At 65.6% G+C, this 19,578-nt stretch carries 16 protein-coding genes and 1 tRNA gene; 16 read left to right on the top strand and 1 reads right to left on the bottom strand.

Annotated elements, in window-relative coordinates:
* Positions 1–79: 79 nt before the first annotated feature.
* Genes UU7_RS01870 through UU7_RS01880 form a run of 3 tightly spaced genes read left to right on the top strand, consistent with a single transcriptional unit; the run spans position 80 to position 2,473 of the window.
* A complete protein-coding gene (locus tag UU7_RS01870) occupies positions 80–325 on the top strand; it encodes a FeoA family protein (RefSeq protein WP_007804835.1) in 246 nt (81 codons plus the stop codon).
* Positions 322–2,160: a ferrous iron transporter B gene (gene feoB / locus UU7_RS01875; RefSeq protein ID WP_007804837.1), complete on the top strand. Its 1,839-nt coding sequence runs from the start codon at positions 322–324 to the stop codon at positions 2,158–2,160. The genes UU7_RS01870 and feoB overlap by 4 nt, the downstream gene beginning before the upstream one ends.
* A gap of 10 nt (positions 2,161–2,170) precedes the next feature.
* A complete protein-coding gene (locus tag UU7_RS01880) occupies positions 2,171–2,473 on the top strand; it encodes a DUF6587 family protein (protein ID WP_007804839.1) in 303 nt (100 codons plus the stop codon).
* A 170-nt stretch (positions 2,474–2,643) separates the two neighbouring features.
* On the opposite strand, the gene rpsT is transcribed toward UU7_RS01880, so the two are convergent.
* Positions 2,644–2,907, bottom strand: a complete 264-nt coding sequence (gene rpsT / locus UU7_RS01885; protein ID WP_007804840.1) for a 30S ribosomal protein S20 — start codon at positions 2,905–2,907, stop codon at positions 2,644–2,646.
* Positions 2,908–3,127: 220 nt separating this feature from the next.
* On the opposite strand from rpsT, the gene murJ reads away from it, so the two are divergent.
* From murJ to UU7_RS01950, 13 genes are all read left to right on the top strand, one after another.
* Positions 3,128–4,738 (top strand): murein biosynthesis integral membrane protein MurJ, encoded by a 1,611-nt coding sequence (gene murJ / locus UU7_RS01890; RefSeq protein WP_040672665.1) that lies wholly within the window; start codon positions 3,128–3,130, stop codon positions 4,736–4,738.
* A gap of 49 nt (positions 4,739–4,787) precedes the next feature.
* Positions 4,788–5,741: a bifunctional riboflavin kinase/FAD synthetase gene (locus tag UU7_RS01895; protein WP_040672666.1), complete on the top strand. Its 954-nt coding sequence runs from the start codon at positions 4,788–4,790 to the stop codon at positions 5,739–5,741.
* Positions 5,742–5,831: 90 nt separating this feature from the next.
* On the top strand, positions 5,832–8,726 hold the full coding sequence (gene ileS / locus UU7_RS01900) for an isoleucine--tRNA ligase (protein WP_007804846.1): 2,895 nt from the start codon (positions 5,832–5,834) through the stop codon (positions 8,724–8,726).
* 146 nt (positions 8,727–8,872) lie between these two features.
* Complete coding sequence (lspA, locus tag UU7_RS01905) at positions 8,873–9,373, top strand: signal peptidase II (RefSeq protein ID WP_007804847.1); 501 nt, start codon at positions 8,873–8,875, stop codon at positions 9,371–9,373.
* An 87-nt stretch (positions 9,374–9,460) separates the two neighbouring features.
* Complete coding sequence (gene ispH, locus UU7_RS01910; RefSeq protein WP_007804849.1) at positions 9,461–10,420, top strand: 4-hydroxy-3-methylbut-2-enyl diphosphate reductase; 960 nt, start codon at positions 9,461–9,463, stop codon at positions 10,418–10,420.
* An 85-nt stretch (positions 10,421–10,505) separates the two neighbouring features.
* A tRNA-Thr gene (locus tag UU7_RS01915) sits at positions 10,506–10,581 on the top strand.
* A 187-nt stretch (positions 10,582–10,768) separates the two neighbouring features.
* A complete protein-coding gene (locus UU7_RS01920; protein ID WP_007804850.1) occupies positions 10,769–11,359 on the top strand; it encodes a GspH/FimT family pseudopilin in 591 nt (196 codons plus the stop codon).
* Positions 11,360–11,382: 23 nt separating this feature from the next.
* Positions 11,383–11,883: a type IV pilus modification protein PilV gene (gene pilV / locus UU7_RS01925; RefSeq protein ID WP_007804852.1), complete on the top strand. Its 501-nt coding sequence runs from the start codon at positions 11,383–11,385 to the stop codon at positions 11,881–11,883.
* 11 nt (positions 11,884–11,894) lie between these two features.
* Positions 11,895–12,896, top strand: coding sequence for a prepilin-type N-terminal cleavage/methylation domain-containing protein (locus UU7_RS01930; protein WP_007804854.1), 1,002 nt, complete (start codon positions 11,895–11,897; stop codon positions 12,894–12,896).
* A gap of 1 nt (position 12,897) precedes the next feature.
* Positions 12,898–13,485 (top strand): pilus assembly PilX family protein, encoded by a 588-nt coding sequence (locus UU7_RS01935; protein WP_193385043.1) that lies wholly within the window; start codon positions 12,898–12,900, stop codon positions 13,483–13,485.
* A 67-nt stretch (positions 13,486–13,552) separates the two neighbouring features.
* Positions 13,553–17,437, top strand: coding sequence for a pilus assembly protein (locus tag UU7_RS01940; protein WP_007804858.1), 3,885 nt, complete (start codon positions 13,553–13,555; stop codon positions 17,435–17,437).
* 11 nt (positions 17,438–17,448) lie between these two features.
* Positions 17,449–17,961: a type IV pilin protein gene (locus UU7_RS01945; protein WP_083845921.1), complete on the top strand. Its 513-nt coding sequence runs from the start codon at positions 17,449–17,451 to the stop codon at positions 17,959–17,961.
* Between the two features lie 285 nt (positions 17,962–18,246).
* The gene (locus UU7_RS01950) at positions 18,247–19,521 is read left to right on the top strand and encodes an RNA polymerase sigma factor (protein WP_007804862.1); all 1,275 of its coding nucleotides are present in this window, start codon (positions 18,247–18,249) and stop codon (positions 19,519–19,521) included.
* The last annotated feature ends 57 nt before the right edge of the window (positions 19,522–19,578 follow it).

The following is a 19,578-nucleotide window of genomic DNA, read 5'->3' on the forward strand; positions in this document are numbered from 1 at the left end:
GCAGGGGTGGCCCGGGGTGCTGCAGCCGTATCGACAAAAGGACTACAATGCGAATTGTTCTTATTTGAGATTTTCGCCCGTGCGTCTGTCCGAATTGCCCAAGGGTGCCCCCGCCGTGGTCGACCGCGTGCACGATGCGCATGCGGCCGATCCGATCGCGCAGCGCTTGCGCGACCTGGGCTTTGTCGATGGCGAGCCGGTGCGCGTGGTGGCGGTGGGGCCGATGGGTGGCGATCCGGTGCTGATCCAGATCGGCTTCACCCGCTTCGCGCTGCGCAAGGCCGAGGCCAGCCGGGTCAGCGTGCGCAGCGAGGCGGCGGCATGAGCGCGTCGACCCTGCGCATTGCCCTGGTCGGCAATCCCAACTGCGGCAAGACGGCCCTGTTCAACCTGCTCACCGGCGGCCGGCAGAAGGTGGCGAACTATGCCGGCGTCACCGTGGAGCGCAAGGAAGGCCGCTTTACCGCGCCGTCCGGCCGGGTGCTGCAGATCCTGGATCTGCCGGGCACCTACAGCCTGGACGCGAACAGCCCGGACGAGATGATCACCCGCGACGTCTGCGCGGGCAATTATCCGGGCGAGGCGGTGCCGGACCTGATCGTCTGCGTGGCCGACGCCACCAACCTGCGCCTGCACCTGCGCTTCGTGCTGGAGGTGAAGCGCCTCGGCCGCCCGGTGGTGCTGGCGCTGAACATGATGGACACCGCACGCCAGCGCGGCATCGTGATCGACGTGCCCGAATTGCAGCGTCGGCTCGGCCTGCCCGTGGTCGAAACGGTCGCGGTGAAGCGCGGCGGCGCGCAGGCGCTGATCGAGCGGGTCGATGGCGAGGTTCCCGCGGCCGCGCCGGTGCAGCCCGATGACGCGGCCAGCCGCGCCGACCTGCACGCGCAGGTGCGCGAGCTGCTGGCGGCCACGCTGACGATGCCGCGCGCCACTGCCGCGATCGACGACACGCTGGACCGCTGGGCGCTGCATCCGGTGTTCGGCCTGGCGATTCTTGCGGTGGTGATGTTCCTGGTGTTCCAGGCGGTGTACTCGATCGGCAAGCCGATGACCGACGCGATCGCCGACGGCTTCGACTGGATGGGCGGACACGCCGCCACGCTGATGCCGGCGGGGCCGCTGCAGAGTCTGGTCACCGATGGCCTGTTCGGCGGCCTGGGCACGGTGCTGGGTTTCCTGCCGGAAATCCTGGTGCTGTTCCTGTTCATCATCGTGCTGGAGGAGTCGGGCTACCTGCCGCGCGCCGCGTTCCTGCTGGATCGGCTGATGCTGTCGGTGGGGCTGACCGGACGCTCGTTCATCCCGCTGCTGTCCAGCTTCGCCTGCGCGATCCCCGGCATCATGGGTACGCGCAGCATCACCGATCCGCGCGACCGGCTCACCACCATCCTGATCGCGCCGCTGATGACCTGTTCGGCGCGGCTGCCGGTGTATGCGCTGCTGATCGGCGCGTTCATCCCGATCCGCTACGTGTTCGGCGTGTTCAACCTGCAAGGCGTGGTGCTGTTCACCTTGTATCTGGCGGGCATTCTCGGCGCGATGCTGGTGGGCTGGGTGATGAAGCACATCCGCCGCGACAAGAGCGAGCACGCGCTGATGATGGAGCTGCCCTCGTACCGCGTGCCGAAGCTGCGCGACGTGGCGATCGGCCTGTACGAGCGCGGCATGATCTTCCTGAAGCGGCTGACCGGCGTGATCCTGGGCCTGACCGTGCTGATGTGGTTCCTGTCGACCTTCCCCGGTGCGCCGGAAGGCGCGACCCGGCCGGCTATCGAATACAGCTTCGCGGGTTACATCGGGCGCGGCCTGCAGTACATCTTTGCGCCGATCGGCTTCAACTGGCAGATCAGCCTGGCGCTGATCCCGGCGTTCGCTGCCCGCGAGACGGCGGTGGCCGCGCTGGCCACGGTCTACCTGGTCGGCGGCGAAGCGGCCGGCGGGCTGGGTCATGCGCTGGCCGGGCAGATCTCGCTGGCCAGCGCGCTGTCGCTGCTGGTGTGGTTCGCGTATGCGCCGCAGTGCATGTCCACGCTGGCGATCATCAAGCGCGAAACCGATTCCTGGCGCAACGTGGCGATCTCGTTCGGCTACATGTTCGTGATGGCCTATACCGCGTCGTTCATCGTCTACCAGGTGGCGAGGGCGCTCGCATGAGGACGCGTCCATGAGTGCCGGTCTGCTGCTGCAGTACGTGGTGATCGGCCTGGCCGTGCTGGCCAGTGTGTGGATCGTGCTGCGCAAGCTGGCCCGGAAAACCACCAATCGCTGGATGGCTGCCGCGTCGATCCACCTCAGCCAGCCCGGTCGTGGCGCCCTGGTGCGGGCGTTCGGCCGCCGCCTGCAGCCGAAGGAAGCCACCGGCGACTGCAGCGATGGTTGCAGCACCTGCGGCGCCTGCGGGCCGAAGCCGCCGGCTGCGGCGCGTCCCGGCGAGCCGATGCCGCTGGAGTTTCGTCCGCGGCGCTGATTTGGCGGGCATTGCCAGCCGGTTCTTGCTGGTGAATGTTTCCGTGTGGAGAAGATCAAGAGCGACCCCACCCCAACCCTCCCCTGCAAGCAGGGGAGGGGGGGCAAAATCGGAGCATGAAAAAAGCCGGCTTGCGCCGGCTTCTCGTACAACTCGAATCGCGCCCCGGCTTACGCCAGTTCGCGGATCTTCGCGTTGAGGCGGCTCTTGTGGCGGGCGGCCTTGTTCTTGTGGATCAGGCCGCGGGCGGCGTAGCGATCCATCACCGGCTGGGCGGCGGTGAAGGCGGCAACGGCGGCTGCCTTGTCCTTGGCCTCGATGGCCTTGACGACCTTCTTCAGGGCGGTGCGGACCATGGAACGTGCGCTGATGTTGCGCAGGCGGCGCTGTTCGGACTGGCGCGCGCGCTTCTTCGCGGACTTGATGTTGGCCAAGGTAGAACTCCGGAATGCAGGGTTGAGGTTGGAAAAAGACGCCAATTATGCGGGCGATTCGCCGATGCGTCAATCATTTACGCCGCCGGAATGGGCCGGCGGGGGCGTGTCGCCATCGAGGTGTCGCCATTCTGCCATATCCGGGCTGTCATCCGGCCCGCACGGGCTGTCAGACTGTGCGCCCTGCGCGATCGGCGCCCCAGGCAGAAACCAGGCACTCATGAAGTCACCCAGCATGCTCCGCGGACTGCTCTCGTTCAGCAGCATGACGATGATTTCGCGGGTATTGGGCCTGGTGCGCGACATCTCGATGAGCCACGTGTTCGGCGCCACGGTCGCCACCGATGCGTTCGTGGTGGCGTTCCGCATCCCCAACTTCATGCGCCGGCTGTTCGCCGAAGGGTCGTTCTCCACCGCCTTCGTGCCGGTCTTCACCGAGGTGAAGGAAACCGGCAGTCACGATGACCTGAAGCGACTGATGGCGACCGTGGCCGGCACCCTGGGCGGCGTGCTGCTGATGGTGACGGCGCTGGGGCTGATCTTCGCGCCGCAGCTGGCCACCGCCTTCATCCCCGGCGCGCTGGACCAGCCGCACAAGTTCGACCTGACCACCGAACTGGTGCGCTGGATGTTCCCGTTCCTGCTGTTCGTGTCGCTGACCGCGCTGGCCGGCGGTGCGCTGAACAGCTTCCATCGCTTCGCGATGCCGGCGCTGGCGCCGGTCATCCTCAATGTCTGCATGATCGTGGCGGCGCTGTGGATCGCGCCGCACCTGCATGTGCCGATCCTGGCGATGGGCTGGGCGGTGCTGCTGGCCGGCGTGCTGCAGTTGCTGTTCCTGCTGCCGGCCCTGCGCAAGCTGGACCTGCTGGTGCTGCCTCGCTGGGGCTGGCGCCATCCGCAGGTCAGGAAAATCATGCGGCTGATGGTGCCCACGCTGTTCGGCTCGTCGGTGGCCCAGATCAACCTGCTGCTGGACACCATCGTGGTGTCGCTGCTGGTGACCGGATCGCAGACCTGGCTGTGGCAGTCGACACGCTTCCTCGAACTGCCGCTGGGCGTGTTCGGCGTGGCGCTGGGCACGGTGATCCTGCCGTCGCTGTCGCGTCACCACGTGGGCACCGATCGGGCCGGATTTTCGAAGGCGCTGGACTGGGGGCTGCGCATCACGCTGCTGATCGCGGTGCCGGCGGCGATCGCGCTGGCGCTGCTGGCCGAACCGCTGGTGGCCACGCTGTTCCAGAACGGCCAGTACACCGCCTTCGACACCCGCATGACCGCCGCCGCCGTGCTGGCGCTCAGCTGCGGTCTGCCGGCCTATGCGCTGGTCAAGGTGGTGCTGCCGGCGTTCTATGCGCGCCAGGACACCCGCACGCCGGTGAAGGCGGGCGTGGCCTCGCTGGTGATCAACATGATCTTCAACGGCTTGCTGATCGCGTTGTTCTTCGAGCTGTGGGCGCCGGCATCGGTGAAGCAGGGCAGCTGGCTGGACGGCATCGCCCAGGTGCCCGGCCTGCACGTGGGCCTGGCGCTGGCCAGTGCGCTGGCCAGCTACGTGAACTTCATGCTGCTGTGGCGCTGGCTCAAGCGCGCCGGCGTGTACCAGCGACAGCCCGGCTGGGCGCGGCACTGGCTGCGGCTGGGCTCGTCCTGTCTGGCGATGGCCGCGGTGCTGCTGCTGGGACGCTGGCTGTGGCCGGAATGGGTTAACGGCGTCGCGGTGGCCACCCGGCTGTGGCGCCTGGCCGTGCTGGTGGTCGCGGGGGCGGGCACTTATGTCGCGGTGCTGTTTGCCGGCGGCTTCCGCCTGCGCGATCTGCGCGGGGCGTGAACCGCGCCCGCGCGATTATCGGCAGGCGTCCGGCCGTTATACTCGGGCGATGACGAAACTTTCCAGGGATGTCGCGGGCCCTTGCCTGACGCCGCGCGGCAGCGTGATGGCGGTCGGTGCATTCGATGGCCTGCACCGTGGCCACCAGGCCTTGCTGGCGCAGGTGCGCGAACGTGCGCAGGCGCTTGGCTGCAACCCCGTGGTGGTCAGCTTCGAGCCGCTGCCCCGGGCGTTCTTCTCGCCCGAACCGGTGCCGCGACTGTCCAGCGTGCGCGAAAAACTTCGCGGCTTTGCCGCCGCTGGCATGGAGCAGGCCCTGCTGCTGCGCTTCAACCGGGCGCTGACCGCGATGTCGGCCGAGGATTTCGTGCGGCGGGTGCTGGTCGAGCGCCTGGCTGCGCGCGAGGTCTGGGTGGGTGGCGACTTCCGCTTTGGCCACAAGCGCGGCGGCGACGTGGCCTTGCTGGAGCGCATGGGCGCCGAACTGGGCTTCAGCGCCTGCACCATGCCGGTGATCCAGCTGGAGGGCGAACGGGTTTCCGCCAGCCGCGTGCGCGCCCTGCTGGCCGCGGGCGATTTCGCCGGCGCCGAGCCACTGCTGGGTCGTCCGTTCGTGATCGACGGCAAGGTCGAATACGGCAACCAGCTCGGCCGCACGCTGGGCTATCCCACCGCCAACATCCACCTGCAACAGCGGGTCAGCCCGATCCAGGGCATCTTCGCGGTGCGCGTGGGCCTGGGCGAGAGCGAGTGCAGCTGGCCCGGTGTGGCCAGCCTCGGCGTGCGCCCCACGGTGAACCAGGTCAGCCAGCCGCTGCTGGAAGTGCATCTGTTCGATTTCGACGGCGACCTGTACGGCCAGCGCATGGCGGTGGAGTTCGTCGCCAAGCTGCGCGACGAGCAGAAGTTCGACGGGCTGGAGACGCTGAAGGCACAGATGGCGCTGGACTCGCGCCAAGCGCGCGAGCTGCTGGGCATGAACCCGCGCCTGGTCGGTCCGTGAGGCGGCTTCCGGCAGGCGCCGGTATCGTTTAACTTTGAACTCTTTGTCCGCGCTGGCGGACGGCAACGCTTCCATTACGGCACCCAGGCAATGACCCACGACTACAAGAGCACCATCAACCTGCCGCAGACGGACTTTCCGATGCGCGGCGATTTGCCGAAGCGCGAGCCGGGCTGGCTGGCCGAGTGGGAGCGGGTGGGGCGCTACGCGCAGATCCAGCAGAAGACCGCGCACCGCGACAGCGTGTTCGTGCTGCATGACGGCCCGCCGTACGCGAACGGCCCGATCCACATCGGCCATGCGGTGAACAAGATCCTCAAGGACATCGTGGTCAAGTCCAAGCTGCTGGCCGGTCAGCGCGCACCCTACGTGCCGGGCTGGGACTGCCACGGCCTGCCGATCGAGATCGCCGTGGAGAAGAAGTTCGGCAAGCCGGGCGACAAGCTCGACGCGGCGGCGTTCCGGCAGAAGTGCCGCGAGTACGCCGCCGAGCAGGTCGACACCCAGCGCAACGACTTCAAGCGCCTGGGCGTGCTGGGCGACTGGGATCACCCGTACCGCTCGATGGATTTTCGTTTCGAGGCCGACATGCTGCGTGCGCTGGCGCGGATCGTTTCCAACGGCCACGTGCTGCGCGGCGCCAAGCCGGTGTACTGGTGCTTCGACTGCGCCTCGGCGCTGGCCGAGGCGGAGATCGAATACGCCGACAAGGTCTCGCCCGCTGTCGACGTGGCCTATGACGCGCTGGACGCGAAGGCGCTGGCGAAGAAGTTCGGCGTGGAGGCCGGCGACGCCATCGTGGCCATCCCGATCTGGACCACCACACCGTGGACGCTGCCGGAAAGCCAGGCGGTGTCGCTGGGTGCAGATCTCGAATACGCGCTGATCGAAGGCCCTGCGCGCGACGGCAAACGCGTACTGCTGGTCGTCGCCAGTGCCTTGGTCGACAAGGTGGCCGCCCGCTATTCCCTTCTCCCTCCGGGAGAAGGTGTCCGCGGGACGGATGAGGGTGCTCAGGTCCTCGGCCATGCCACAGGTTCTGCCCTGGAAGGCCTGAAACTCCGCCACCCGTTCTATCCGCGCGAAGTGCCTGTGATCCTCGGTGAACACGTGTCGGCGGACGACGGCACCGGCGCGGTGCACACTTCGCCCGACCACGGCGTGGAGGATTTCGTGGTGGCCCGCGAGTACGGCATCGGCCTGCTCAACTACATCGAGCCGCGCGGCACCTATCGCGCCGACACGCCGCAAGCGGACAGCCTCGCGCTGGGCGGCATGCACATCTGGAAGGCCAACGAGGCGCTGGTCGAGCTGCTGCGCCAGCGCGGCGTGCTGCTGGCGTTCTCGAAGATCGAGCACAGTTACCCGCACTGCTGGCGGCACAAGACGCCGGTGATCTACCGCACCACGCCGCAGTGGTTCATCTCGATGGAGCAGCAGGACCTGCGCGAGACGGCGCTCACCGCGATCAAGAACGTGCGCTGGGTGCCGGGCTGGGGCGAGGAACGCATCGCCGGCATGGTCGCCGGGCGGCCGGACTGGTGCATCTCGCGCCAGCGCACCTGGGGCGTGCCGATCGCGCTGTTCGTGCACAAGGCCACGCAGGAGCCGCATCCGCATTCGGTCGAACTGCTGGAGCAGGTCGCGCAGAAGGTGGAGCAGGGCGGCATCGATGCCTGGTTCACGCTGGATGCGGCCGAGCTGCTTGGCGATGACGCGAAGGATTACGAGAAAGTCACCGACGTGCTCGATGTCTGGTTCGACTCCGGCGTCACCCACTACACCGTGATCGACCAGCGCCCCGAACTGCAGCAGGGCGCCGCCACGCATTACAAGGTGATGTACCTGGAAGGCTCCGACCAGCATCGCGGCTGGTTCCAGTCGTCGCTGCTGACCTCGGCGGCGATCCACGGCCGCGCGCCGTACAACGAGGTGCTCACCCACGGCTTCGCGGTGGACGCCAACGGTCGCAAGATGTCCAAGTCGCTGGGCAACGTGGTGGCACCGCAGAAGGTGATGGACACGCTGGGCGCCGACGTGTTGCGCCTGTGGGTGGCCTCGGCCGACTACCGCAACGAGATGACCGTCTCCGACGAGATCCTGAAGCGCGTCTCCGACAGCTACCGGCGCATTCGCAACACCGCGCGTTTCCTGCTCGGCAACCTCGACGGTTTCGATCCGGCCGTCCATTTGCTGCCGGTGGAAGACAGCGTCCTGCTCGACCAGTGGGCCGTGCAGCAGGCGTACGACGTGCAGCAGGCGGTGATCGCTGCCTACGAGCGCAACGATTATCCCGATGTGATCGCGCGCATCCAGAACTTCTGCACCAACGAACTGGGCGCGCTGTACCTGGACATCACCAAGGACCGGCTCTACACGATGCCGGCCGACAGCCGCGGCCGCCGCAGCGCGCAAAGCGCGATGTACCGCATCGCCGAGGCGCTGGTGCGCTGGCTGGCACCGGTGCTGAGCTTCACCGCCGAGGAAATCTGGCAGCAGCTGCCCGGTGAGCGCAGCGACAGCGTGCTGTTCGAGACCTGGTACGACGGCCTCAGTGCGGCGCAGAGTTCACCAGAACAGCGGCGCTGGTGGGCCGACCTGCTGGCCATTCGCGACTCCGCCTCGCGCGTGCTCGAGGGCATGCGTAAGGCCGAGCAGATCGGCGCGGCGCTGGAGGCGAAGCTGGTGGTCCACGCCGACGCGGCGCTTTCCACCCGCTACGCCGAGGCCGCCGACGAGCTGCGCTTCTTCTTCATCACCTCCGACTTCACCCTGGCCCCGCTCGCCCCGCGTGCGGACGACGCGGTGAAGGTGGAGCTGGATGGCGCCGAAGCCTGGGTTTTCGCTAGTGTCAGCGGCGCGGCGAAATGCGTGCGCTGCTGGCACCGCCGCGACGACGTGGGCAGCCACGCCGCGCATCCGGAACTGTGCGACCGCTGCATCAGCAACATCGAAGGGCCGGGTGAGGATCGCCGCTGGTTCTGATTTGCGCTGTGCCTCCCTCCCCTGCGCAGCAGGGGAGGGCCGGGCTGGGGGCGCTCTTGATCTGAATCTCGCAAGATCAAGAGCACCCCTCCCAACCTCCCCCTGCGTTGCAGGGGGAGGAGCCATTCCCAAGCGAGTTTCCGTAGATGATCAGCAAACCCAATGCCCTCCCTTGGCTCTGGCTGTCCGCCGCGGTCATCGGACTGGATCAATTGAGCAAATGGTGGGCGCTGCATGCGCTGCAGCCGATGGGCGTGCCGCACCCGGTGATTCCCGGTTTCCTCAACTGGACGCTGGCCTTCAACAAGGGCGCCGCCTTCAGCTTCCTGGCCAGCAGCGCGGGCTGGCAGCGCTGGTTCTTCGTGGTGCTGGCGCTGGTGATCAGCGCGGTGCTGGTGACCTGGCTGGCGCGCACGCCACGGCGCGACTGGCGCACCAGCCTGCCGCTGGCGCTGATCGTGGGCGGTGCGATCGGCAACCTGATCGACCGGCTGCACGCCGCGCAGGTCACCGACTTCATCCACGTCTACTTCCGCCAGTGGGATTACCCGGTGTTCAACCTGGCCGATTGCGGCATCACGGTGGGCGCGGTGATGCTGGTCGCGTTCGGCCTGTTCGCCGGCAAGCCGGCGGACGGCGTGCGATAATTCGCCGCTGCAGCCTTTCGCATCTGCGAAGCGCACTCCTCCATCTCCCCATGCTTCGCAGAGGGAGGGACAAGGTCACGAGTTCCCATGGATATCCTGCTTGCCAACCCCCGCGGCTTCTGCGCCGGCGTCGATCGCGCCATAGCCATCGTCGAGCGCGCGCTGGAATCGTACGGCGCGCCGATCTATGTGCGGCATGAAGTGGTGCACAACCGCTACGTGGTCGACAAGCTGCGCGCCGATGGCGCGGTGTTCGTCGAGGAGCTGCATGAAGTGCCCGATGGCGCCACGGTGATCTTCAGCGCGCACGGCGTGTCGCAGGCGGTGCGCGAGGAGGCCGATCAGCGGCATCTGAAAGTGTTCGACGCCACCTGTCCGCTGGTCACCAAGGTGCACATGGAAGTGGCGCGGCTGGGCCGCATCGGTCGCAGCGTGGTGCTGATCGGCCACGCCGGGCATCCGGAAGTGGAGGGGACGATGGGTCAGTGGAACCCCGCCAACAGTGGCGAGATCCTGCTGGTCGAGTCGCTGGAAGACGTCGCCACGCTGGCGCCGGCGTTCCCGCAGCTGTTGTCCTATGTCACCCAGACCACGCTGTCGGTGGACGACACCAAGGCGATCATCGACGCCCTGCGGCAGAAGTTTCCCGACATCGAAGGGCCGCGCAAGGACGACATCTGCTATGCCACGCAGAACCGCCAGGACGCCGTGCGCCGGCTGGCCGACGCGGTCGACCTGATGCTGGTGGTCGGCTCGGTCAACAGCTCCAACTCCAACCGCTTGCGCGAGCTGGCCGAGAAGCAGGGCGTGCGTTCGTTCCTGATCGACGGCGCCGAACACATCGAGCGCAGCTGGCTGGATGGCGTGGGCCGCATCGGCCTCACCGCCGGCGCCTCCGCGCCGGAAAAGCTGGTGCGCGACGTGATCGCCCGCCTGCAGTCGTGGGGCGCCGGCGCGGTGCGCGAACTGGATGGCGAGCCGGAAAACATCACCTTCGCCCTGCCCAAGGAGTTGCGCGTGGTCGGCGACAACAGCTCCAGCCTCTGACCCGCAGCGCGTGCGGCCCCACGGGGCGCTTACCGCCCGCCGCTTGCGCCACCCTGCCGCGACAACGTAAAATCCGCGGCTCTTTGCCGGAATAGCTCAGTTGGTAGAGCGGCGCATTCGTAATGCGTAGGTCGCAGGTTCGACTCCTGTTTCCGGCACCAGAACTTCAAGGGCCCGCGCAAGCGGGCCTTTGCTTTTCCGGAGCGCGCCCCGTCGCCCGTGATCCCCGTCACCCTTTCCGGCGTGCCAGTGGCCGCTTGTCGGCCAATCCCTACCGCTGGTCGGCTGGGGGCTGGCTGGCGCGGGCGGCATGGGTACAGTGCGCTCAGGGGTATCAGGGAGAATTCCATGCAAGTCTTGTCGTGTCAGCGAGCCGTCTCGCTGGTCGCATCGCCCAGGCGGACGCGCGCGCAGCGCGGCTTCACGCTGGTCGAGCTGATGATCACGCTCACCATCGCCGTGGTGCTGCTGATGATCGCGGTGCCGAGCTTCAAGAACCTTACGGCTTCCAACAGGCTCACGACGGCCGCCAACGATGTTGTCCATGCGATCAGCGTGGCGCGCATGGAGGCGATCAAGCGCAACTCCACCACGCAGTTTTGCAGCGACGCGTCCAGCGCGAACTCGAGCACTGACCTGGGCAAGGCATGTGGTACCGAGACTGGCGCGGTTTGGGCGATGAATAGCGCCGGGGTTACCCAAGTGCTGGCGGGTGCCCCGGGCCTGGTCGCACCGCTGGAGCTGAAGGGAAACGCGACGGCCCTGACGTTCAATGCGCAAGGACTGGCCCACAAACCCGGCGTCAGCACCCTCTATGAAGGCACCGTGGTGGATATCTGCACCAGCCAGATGAAGGGAAACAAGGACAATCATCGGGTGATCACGATGACGGCCGGTTCGATTCTCGCCACCACCACGACCTCGGGAACTTGCCCCTAGTGATGAACATGACGACAAATCTCATGCCCAACCGTCCGGCGGGGAAGTCCGCGGCCGGCAAGCGCTCCCTGCAATCCGGTGTCGGCCTGATCGAGGTGCTGGTCGCCGTGCTGGTGCTGTCCATCGCCTTCCTCGGCATCGCCGCCCTGCAGGCGATGTCGCTGTCCACCAACAACAGCGCCATGGCGCGCTCCATGGCGACGATCTCCAGCTATTCGATCCTCGACGCCATGCGGGCGGACATGGCGGCAGCTCAAGGTGGCAGCTACAACCGCACCGGTACGTCAGCGGTAAAGGCCAACGCCTGTCCCGCAGGGACGGGTTCGCTGGCCAACTACCAGATCAGCCAGTGGTGCGGTCAGCTGGGCAAGGCATTGGGTACGGCTGACACGACCAAGGGCGACATCAGTTGCACTGCGGTGGACAAGAGCGCGAACTGCACCGTCACCATCAGTTTCGACGACAGCCGCGCCGGAGTCGGTGGCAGCAACGTGCAGCAAGTCATCACCAGGGCCATGCTATGAGCCGCAACCCCATGTTCAAACGCGACAATGGCCGGTCCCTTCGATCGTCACAGGGTTTCACCCTGATCGAACTGATGGTGGCCATGCTGCTGGGTCTGATCGTGATCGGCGGCGTGGTCAGCGTGTTCATCGCCAACCAGCGCACCTATCGCACCAACCAGGCGCTCGGTGACGTGCAGGATGGTTCGCGCACGGCGTTCGAGATGATGGCGCGCGACATCCGCGATGCCGGGCTTACCGGCTGCACCAACAACGGCCGCGTCTCCAATGTCCTGAATAACCGGACCACCGCCTGGTGGGCCAACTGGAGCAACACGCTGGTGGGTTATGACCACACCCAGACGGACGCGGCGGTCGCCATCGGCACCGCGGAAAAGGCCCGGCTCGCGGGCACCGATTCGCTCATGCTGCTGGGCGCGTCCAACACCGGCTACACGGTGAAGCTCAACAGCGAGCCGGCTGGCACGTTCACGCTTAACGAATCCAGCCCGGATCTGCAGGCCGGCGACCTGATCATGGTGTGCGATCCCGACCACGCCGTTGTCTTCCAGTTGAACAGTTTCGCCAGCGCCACGATTACCCATGACACTAGCGGCAGCCCTGGCAACTGCTCCAAGGATTTCAGCTACCCCACTGTCTGCAGCGGCACCAGCAGCTACGTGTTCACGCCCAACGCGCAAGTCGCCAAGCTCAACGCGGTTGACTGGTATGTCGGCGTGAATCCGTTGGGCGGAAGCTCGCTGTACCGGGTCGGCCTGGAGAACGTTGGCGGCGTGCCCACGCCAAAACCCCAGGAGATGGTGCGTGACGTGACCGCGATGACGTTGGCCTATCACCAGTCGGGCAACGCCACTTTCGTCCCTGCCTCCACCGCTGGCATCAACTGGGCCCTGGTTGATGCCGTACGGGTAACGCTCACCCTGGAAAGCGTCGACAAGAAGTCCGGTACCGACGCCAAGCCGATCTCGCGAACCTTCACCGCCACCACCACCGTACGCAACCGAGTGCTCTGACATGATCGCTGTCCGATTCTCCAGCCCGTCTCTTCCGGTCCACCGCCAGCGGGGCGTGGCCCTGGTGGTGGCGCTGTTGCTGCTGATCGTGATCACCCTGGTCGGACTGGCCGCCGTGCGCGGCACGATCATGCAGCAGCGCATGGCCTCCAACCAGTTCGATCGGCAGATCGCCTTCCAGAGTGCGGAAGCCGCGATGCGCGCCGCGCAGGCGCTGGTCGCCACCAATCCGAGCGACATTGCGCGCAACTGCCAGGCCGGTGGCGTGTATTGCCAGGGCAATCCATTCGATGATCCGAACCTGGATCAGACCAAGATCATCACCGTCCAGTCGGGCAGCGCCGCCGGTCAGTTCGCTGCTGGTAGCCTGGCGGTCAGCAAGCCGCAGTACGTTATCGAGAACATGGGCAACTGGTACGACCCCAGTACCAGCACCGGGTACGGGCAGAGTGCCAATGCGCACAACTATGGTGCCCAGGGTACGTCCACCACCTCGGTTTACTACCGTGTCACCGCGCGCAGTGGCAATCCGGCTGAAGTCGGTGACCGTGCCGTGGTGACCTTGCAGTCCATGATCAAGCAGGGATGACCTGCCGTTTCACCTTGACCCGGCGCATGGGCCTTTCCATGACGCATCCTTCGAGAGCGCTACCGTCATGAACACATCCTTCCGTCCCCGCAGCAAGTCCGCCGGCTTTTTCAGCCGCCTGCTGTACACCGGCCTGTCGATCTGGATGCTGGGCGCCGTCTATACGCCGGCGCTGGCGGCGGTCAAGGTGGATCAGTCGCCGCTGATCATCCAGCGTTCGCTTCCGCCGAACGTGGTGTTGATGCTGGATGACTCGGGGTCGATGGACTGGGATTACATGCCCGACTGGGGCTATTTGACCAGTACCACGGATGATGCCCTGCGCAATGCCAGCATCAACGGCGTTTATTACAACCCGAACACAAATTATTCGCCACCGCCCAAGGCTGATGGCACCAGCTACCCTGCATCACCTAGTCTTACCGGTGCCTACAAGGACGGGTTTCGTGATACCAGCACAACGGATATCACCAAATTCAATGGTGGTAACACCACCTACGCGCGAAAGTTTCCGTATTACACGATGTTTACCATTGCGACGGTCACCACTTACACGGCGACCATGAAGTGCGCATCCGGCGACGCGCTCCAAAGCGGCGGATCCAACGATGGTAAATGCAAACACGATAATGGTTTTTGGTCCAATCCACGTTACACATATCTGACTCCCAACGTGCCAACCTGCACCAGCGGCGACGTGTTAAGCGGTTCGACTTGCACAAATACCAGCTACAACAACAAGTATTACTTCACTTACACTACTGGTTCGGGCAACACGCAAAATTATGTTGGCAGCACGGGTGACTGTGCTGTCTTGCCTGCGGCCAGCAAGGCCGTCTGCGACGATTCCACGACCGCGCAGCAGAATGTGGCCAATTGGTTCTCGTATTACCGCACCCGCATGCTGATGGCCAAAAGCGGTCTGATGAATTCGTTCTCGACCCTGGATACCACGTTTCGTGTCGGTTTTGGCTCCATCAATGGCAACAACAACTCCAACCTGCCTTCCGACACGGTGACATTCAACAGCAAGACGATTGCCCGTGTGGCGCCGTTCGGCGACGATTATTCCGCGACGCAGAAGACAAATTTCTGGAACTGGTTGAAGGGGGAATATCCCAACGATGGCACACCATTGCCTTCGACTCTCGATGCCGTTGGCCAGTATTACCAGACGGATCAGCCGTGGAAGGGAATGGAGTCTGACCCTGATTACACGACAGCTGCTGCAAGCAAGCAGCTGGCCTGCCGGCAGTCCTACACCATCCTGACCACCGACGGCTTCTGGAACGGCAGCCTGCCGCCCAGCATCGGCGACTACGATGGCACTGCGGGAACCACGGTGACCGGCCCGAACAGCCAGTCTTACACCTATGCGCCCGCGGCGCCGTACTCCGATGGCATTCTGTCGACTTCCACAGACACGAAGCCTCCCACCTGCAGCAAGAATTACTCATTGACCGCGCCGGACACGGGTCATTCCACCTACTACTGTTACCGCTCCAGCAAATACAGCGAGCAGGCACCCAGTTGCAGCAGCGGCTATACGCTGAGCGCGGACCGCGGCACCTGCAGCAAGACCACCACCACCGGCACCAGTTGGAGCAATACCCTCGCCGACTATGCGATGAAGTACTGGAACACCGATCTTCGTTCCGACATGGACAACGAAGTGCCGACGAATGCAGAGGATCCTGCGTTCTGGCAACACATGTCCACCTTCACCCTTGGTCTGGGCTTCTCGCCTCTGTACTCCGACCAGAAGACGGCCATTCCGATGGACCAGGTGTTCGCCTGGGCCAACGGTGATGCCAACAAGGCGATCACCAATTTCAGCTGGCCAAAGCCTTCCGCCGATTCGCTCAACAATATCGCTGACCTCGCCCACGCCGCGGTCAATGGTCACGGTGGTTTCTACTCGGCGAACAGTCCGGATGCCTTCGCCAACGGCCTGAAGGAAGCGCTCAAGCGCGCGGCCGAGCGCGTCGGTACGGGCGCCAGCCTGGCGGCGAACTCCACGCAGCTGCAGACCGGCACGGTGGCTTACCAGGCGAACTACTGGACGGCCAAATGGAAGGGCGATTTGAAGGCGCTGGCGGTGGATTCCGCCACTGGCGCCATCGCGACCAGCGCGTCGTGGAACGCATCGACTGCCATGCCGACGTCGGCAAACCGGAACATCAAGACCTATAATCCGACGGCCGCGGCGGGCAGCCAGTTCGTCGACTTCAAGGTGTCGGGCAGTACGCTTCCCTCGCTGTCGACCGCGCAGCACACGGCGCTGAGCAGTATTGCGGGAACGGCGACCAACGAAGCCGACCTGATCAGTTACCTGCGCGGCGACTCTTCCAAGGAACAGACCAACAAGGGCAGCTACCGCAACCGCGACATCGCCATCGGCGACATCGTGAACTCGCAGCCGGTGTACGCGGGTGCGCCCAATCCCAACCAGTTCTACACCGAGGCGTTCACGGGCTCCTCGACGTTCTCCCAGTTCGCCAGCGACAAGGCGAGTCGCGCCGGTACTGTCTACGTGGCGTCCAATGACGGCATGCTGCACGGGTTCGATGCCGCCACCGGCGCGGAAAATTTCGCCTACCTGCCAGGCGCGGTGATCACGTCCGGCGTGAGCGCCCTGGCCAGCGTGGAGTACGGCGGCACGGTGGATCACGGCTTCTTCAACGATGGCGAATTGACCATCAGCGATGCCTACATTGGCAGTCCGGTCGGCTGGAAGACCGTGCTGGTGGGCACCACCGGTCGTGGCGTGGCGAAGACGGTGTATGCACTGGACATCACCGACCCGGCCAGCGTGAAGTTCCTGTGGGAGCGCTCGGGTGGTGATGGAATCATCGACAGCGGCACCACGAGTAACAGTGGCTATATCGGCCAGATGACCGGCAAGCCGGTGATTGCACAGACTGCCGATGGCACCTGGTCGGTGTTGATCGGCAATGGCTACAACAGTGCGGCCGGTGAGTCAGCGCTGCTGCAGTTCGACCTTGCCACTGGCACCTTGCACGTGCACAAGACCGGCGACAGCAGCGGGCTGGCTGCGCCAGCGGTTTGGATGGATCCGTCGGGCAATGGTGTCAGCACGGCGGCCTACGCGGGTGATGCCAACGGCAACGTGTGGTCGTTCGCGATCAACACCAGCGCGGGAACATCCACCACGGCCACGCCTGACAGTAACGGCGTGAAAGTGTTCAAGGCTGTCGACGACAGCGGCAATGCCCAGCCGATCACGGCAGGCATGCTCGCTGGCAAGGACCCGGCCACGGGCAACACGTGGGTATTCTTCGGCACCGGCCAATATCTGACGACCACCGACCTGGCCAACCTGAAAACACAGAGCTGGTACGGCCTGATCGTGCAGTCGGGAACCAGCGGGCTGGCGGTGACCGACGCCTCGACGCGCAGCGCCAACCTGGTGAAGCGTTCCATCACCGCCGAAGTGGGCAATGGCCGCACTGTGACCACTTTGGCGCAGGCGGCCGCAGCCAGTGCCGCGATCACCGGCAAGTCCGGCTGGTACATCGACCTGTTGTCACCCACGGGTACGGCTGGCGCGGCCGTGCAGCAGGGCGAGCGGATGGTCACGCCCAACCAGTTCCAGGGCAACCTGTTGTTGGGTACCACACGTATCCCGCAGGCTACCGATCCCTGCAACCCGTCGGGCAAGGGCTGGATCATGGCGCTGGACCCGTTCACCGGCACCAACCCTTCGGCGAACTTCTTCGACCGCAATGGCGATGGCAAGGTGGATTCGTCCGACTCGGTGGGCGGTACGCCGGCCGCGGGCATTGGTTTCAGTTCGCTGCCGAACAATCCGATCTTCGTCGGCAGCACCATGCTGACCAGTTTCGACAACGGCTCGACCAGCAGCATCAAGACCTCGAGCTCGACCGGACAAATCCAGCGCGTCTCCTGGCGAGAGCTGATCGCCCAGTAAAGGACTGAATGATGAAATCGCTCTCGAATCAAGGCAGTTGTTTCTCGAACCTCGGGTCGCCGGCGACCCGGGGCCAGGGTGGATCGCGTCGCATTGGCGGCTTCACCCTGATGGAGCTGATGATCACGGTGGTGATCATCGCGATCCTCGCGGCGATCGCGTGGCCGATCTACAGCAAGTACATGGTCAAGACCCGGCGGGTGGCTGCGGAGGGTTGCCTGTCGGAGTACGCGAACTACATGGAGCGGTATTACACCACCCATCTGCGCTACAACAACGATGGTGCTACGCCCCCGGTTGCCAACACCAAAGATCTGGCCAACCTGAGTTGTGCCGGCAATTCGCAGACCGGCCGTTTCTATACCTACGACCTGCCGGCGGCATCACTGACTGTGTCTGCTTACGTACTGACGGCTACGCCGCAGGGCGTGCAGGCCACCGGCGACACGAAATGCGGCAAGCTGTCGCTGGATCAGACCGGTGCGCGCGGTGCCGACGGCACCGACCCGGGCTCATGCTGGTGACGAGGAACGCGACGCGCGCATGACGGCGCGTTGCACGGTTCGGTAGCGATTCGACCACCGGCCTTCCGCTGCAACAGCGGAGGGCCGGTTTCTTTTTGGGCGGTCGCCAGCCGCTTTCTCCGGGCTGCCAAGTCGGACACGAACCATCATTCGCGTCGCGTGCGGGGCGGCGGACGGTGGCGCGCCCTGCGGAGTGTCGTGAGTTTGCGTGAATCCGGCATTGTTCGCCCTGTGAGCGCGGGGGTGTGTTGCGCTGTCGCCTTGGCAATGCTTTGATCGGCGGTCATGAGCCAGACTGATACCCATCGCGCGATCGATACCGTATGGCGAAGCGAATCCGCGCGGTTGATCGCGGGGCTGACCCGCATGTTGCGCGACGTGGGGCTGGCCGAGGAGCTGGCGCAGGATGCGCTGGTGGCGGCGCTGGAGCAGTGGCCGCGCGTGGGCGTGCCGGAGAATCCCGGCGCGTGGTTGATGACCACGGCCAAGCGGCGCGCGATCGACCGTCTTCGCCGCAGCAAGCTGCTCGAACGCAAGCATGCGCAGCTGGTGCATGAACTGGAGCACGAACAGGAGCATGCGCAGGCCGCGGTGGAGGCGGCGCTGGATGATCCGTTCGGCGACGATCTGCTGCGGCTGATCTTCGTCGCCTGCCATCCGCTGCTGTCGATGGAGGCGCGCGTGGCGCTGACCCTGCGCCTGCTCGGTGGCCTCAGCACCGAGGAGATTGCGCGCGCCTTCCTGATTCCCGAGCCCACCATCGCGCAGCGCATCGTGCGGGCCAAGCGCAGCCTGGCCAAGGCCGAGGTGGCCTACGAGGTGCCACGGGGCGACGAACTGCACGAACGCCTTTCCGCCGTGCTCGGGGTGATCTACCTGATCTTCAATGAGGGCTATTCGGCCACCACCGGCGATGACTGGATGCGACCCGCCTTGTGTGAGGACGCGTTGCGGCTGGGGCGCGTGCTGACCGGCCTGATGCCGCGCGAAGCCGAGGTGTACGGGCTGCTCGCGCTGATGGAAATCCAGGCGTCGCGCTCCGCCGCGCGGGTGGATGCGCAGGGCGAACCGATCCTGCTGCTCGAACAGGATCGCCGCCTGTGGGATCACCTGCAGATCCGCCGCGGACTGGCTGCGCTGGAGCAGGCCGGCAGGCTGGGCGGGGCCGATGGCCCGTACGCACTGCAGGCGGCGATTGCCGCCTGTCATGCGCGCGCCCCGACCAGCGAGGAGACGGACTGGGATGGCATCGCCGGCCTGTACGCGACGCTGGCCGAAGTGGCGCCGTCGCCCGTCGTCGAGCTCAACCGGGCGGTGGCGGTGGGCATGGCGGCGGGCGCCGCCGCCGGGTTGGCGCTGGCGGATGGGCTGGTCGACGAGCCGAGCCTGCAGAAGTACCACCTGTTGCAGGCCGTGCGGGGCGATCTGCTCGAACGACTCGGCCGTCGCGAGGCGGCGCGGGAAGCGTTCGAGCAGGCGGCCGCGCTGACCATGAACCGGCGCGAACGCGAGCTGATGCTTGGCCGCGCCCGCCGGTGTGCGGACGAGCCGCCGCCGTGAGCCGGCGGCATCGCCCTTGTTCCCAGCCCACTGCACGTCATGATGGATTCCTGCCTG

It is taken from the genome of Rhodanobacter spathiphylli B39, from assembly GCF_000264295.1.
Lineage (GTDB): Bacteria > Pseudomonadota > Gammaproteobacteria > Xanthomonadales > Rhodanobacteraceae > Rhodanobacter > Rhodanobacter spathiphylli.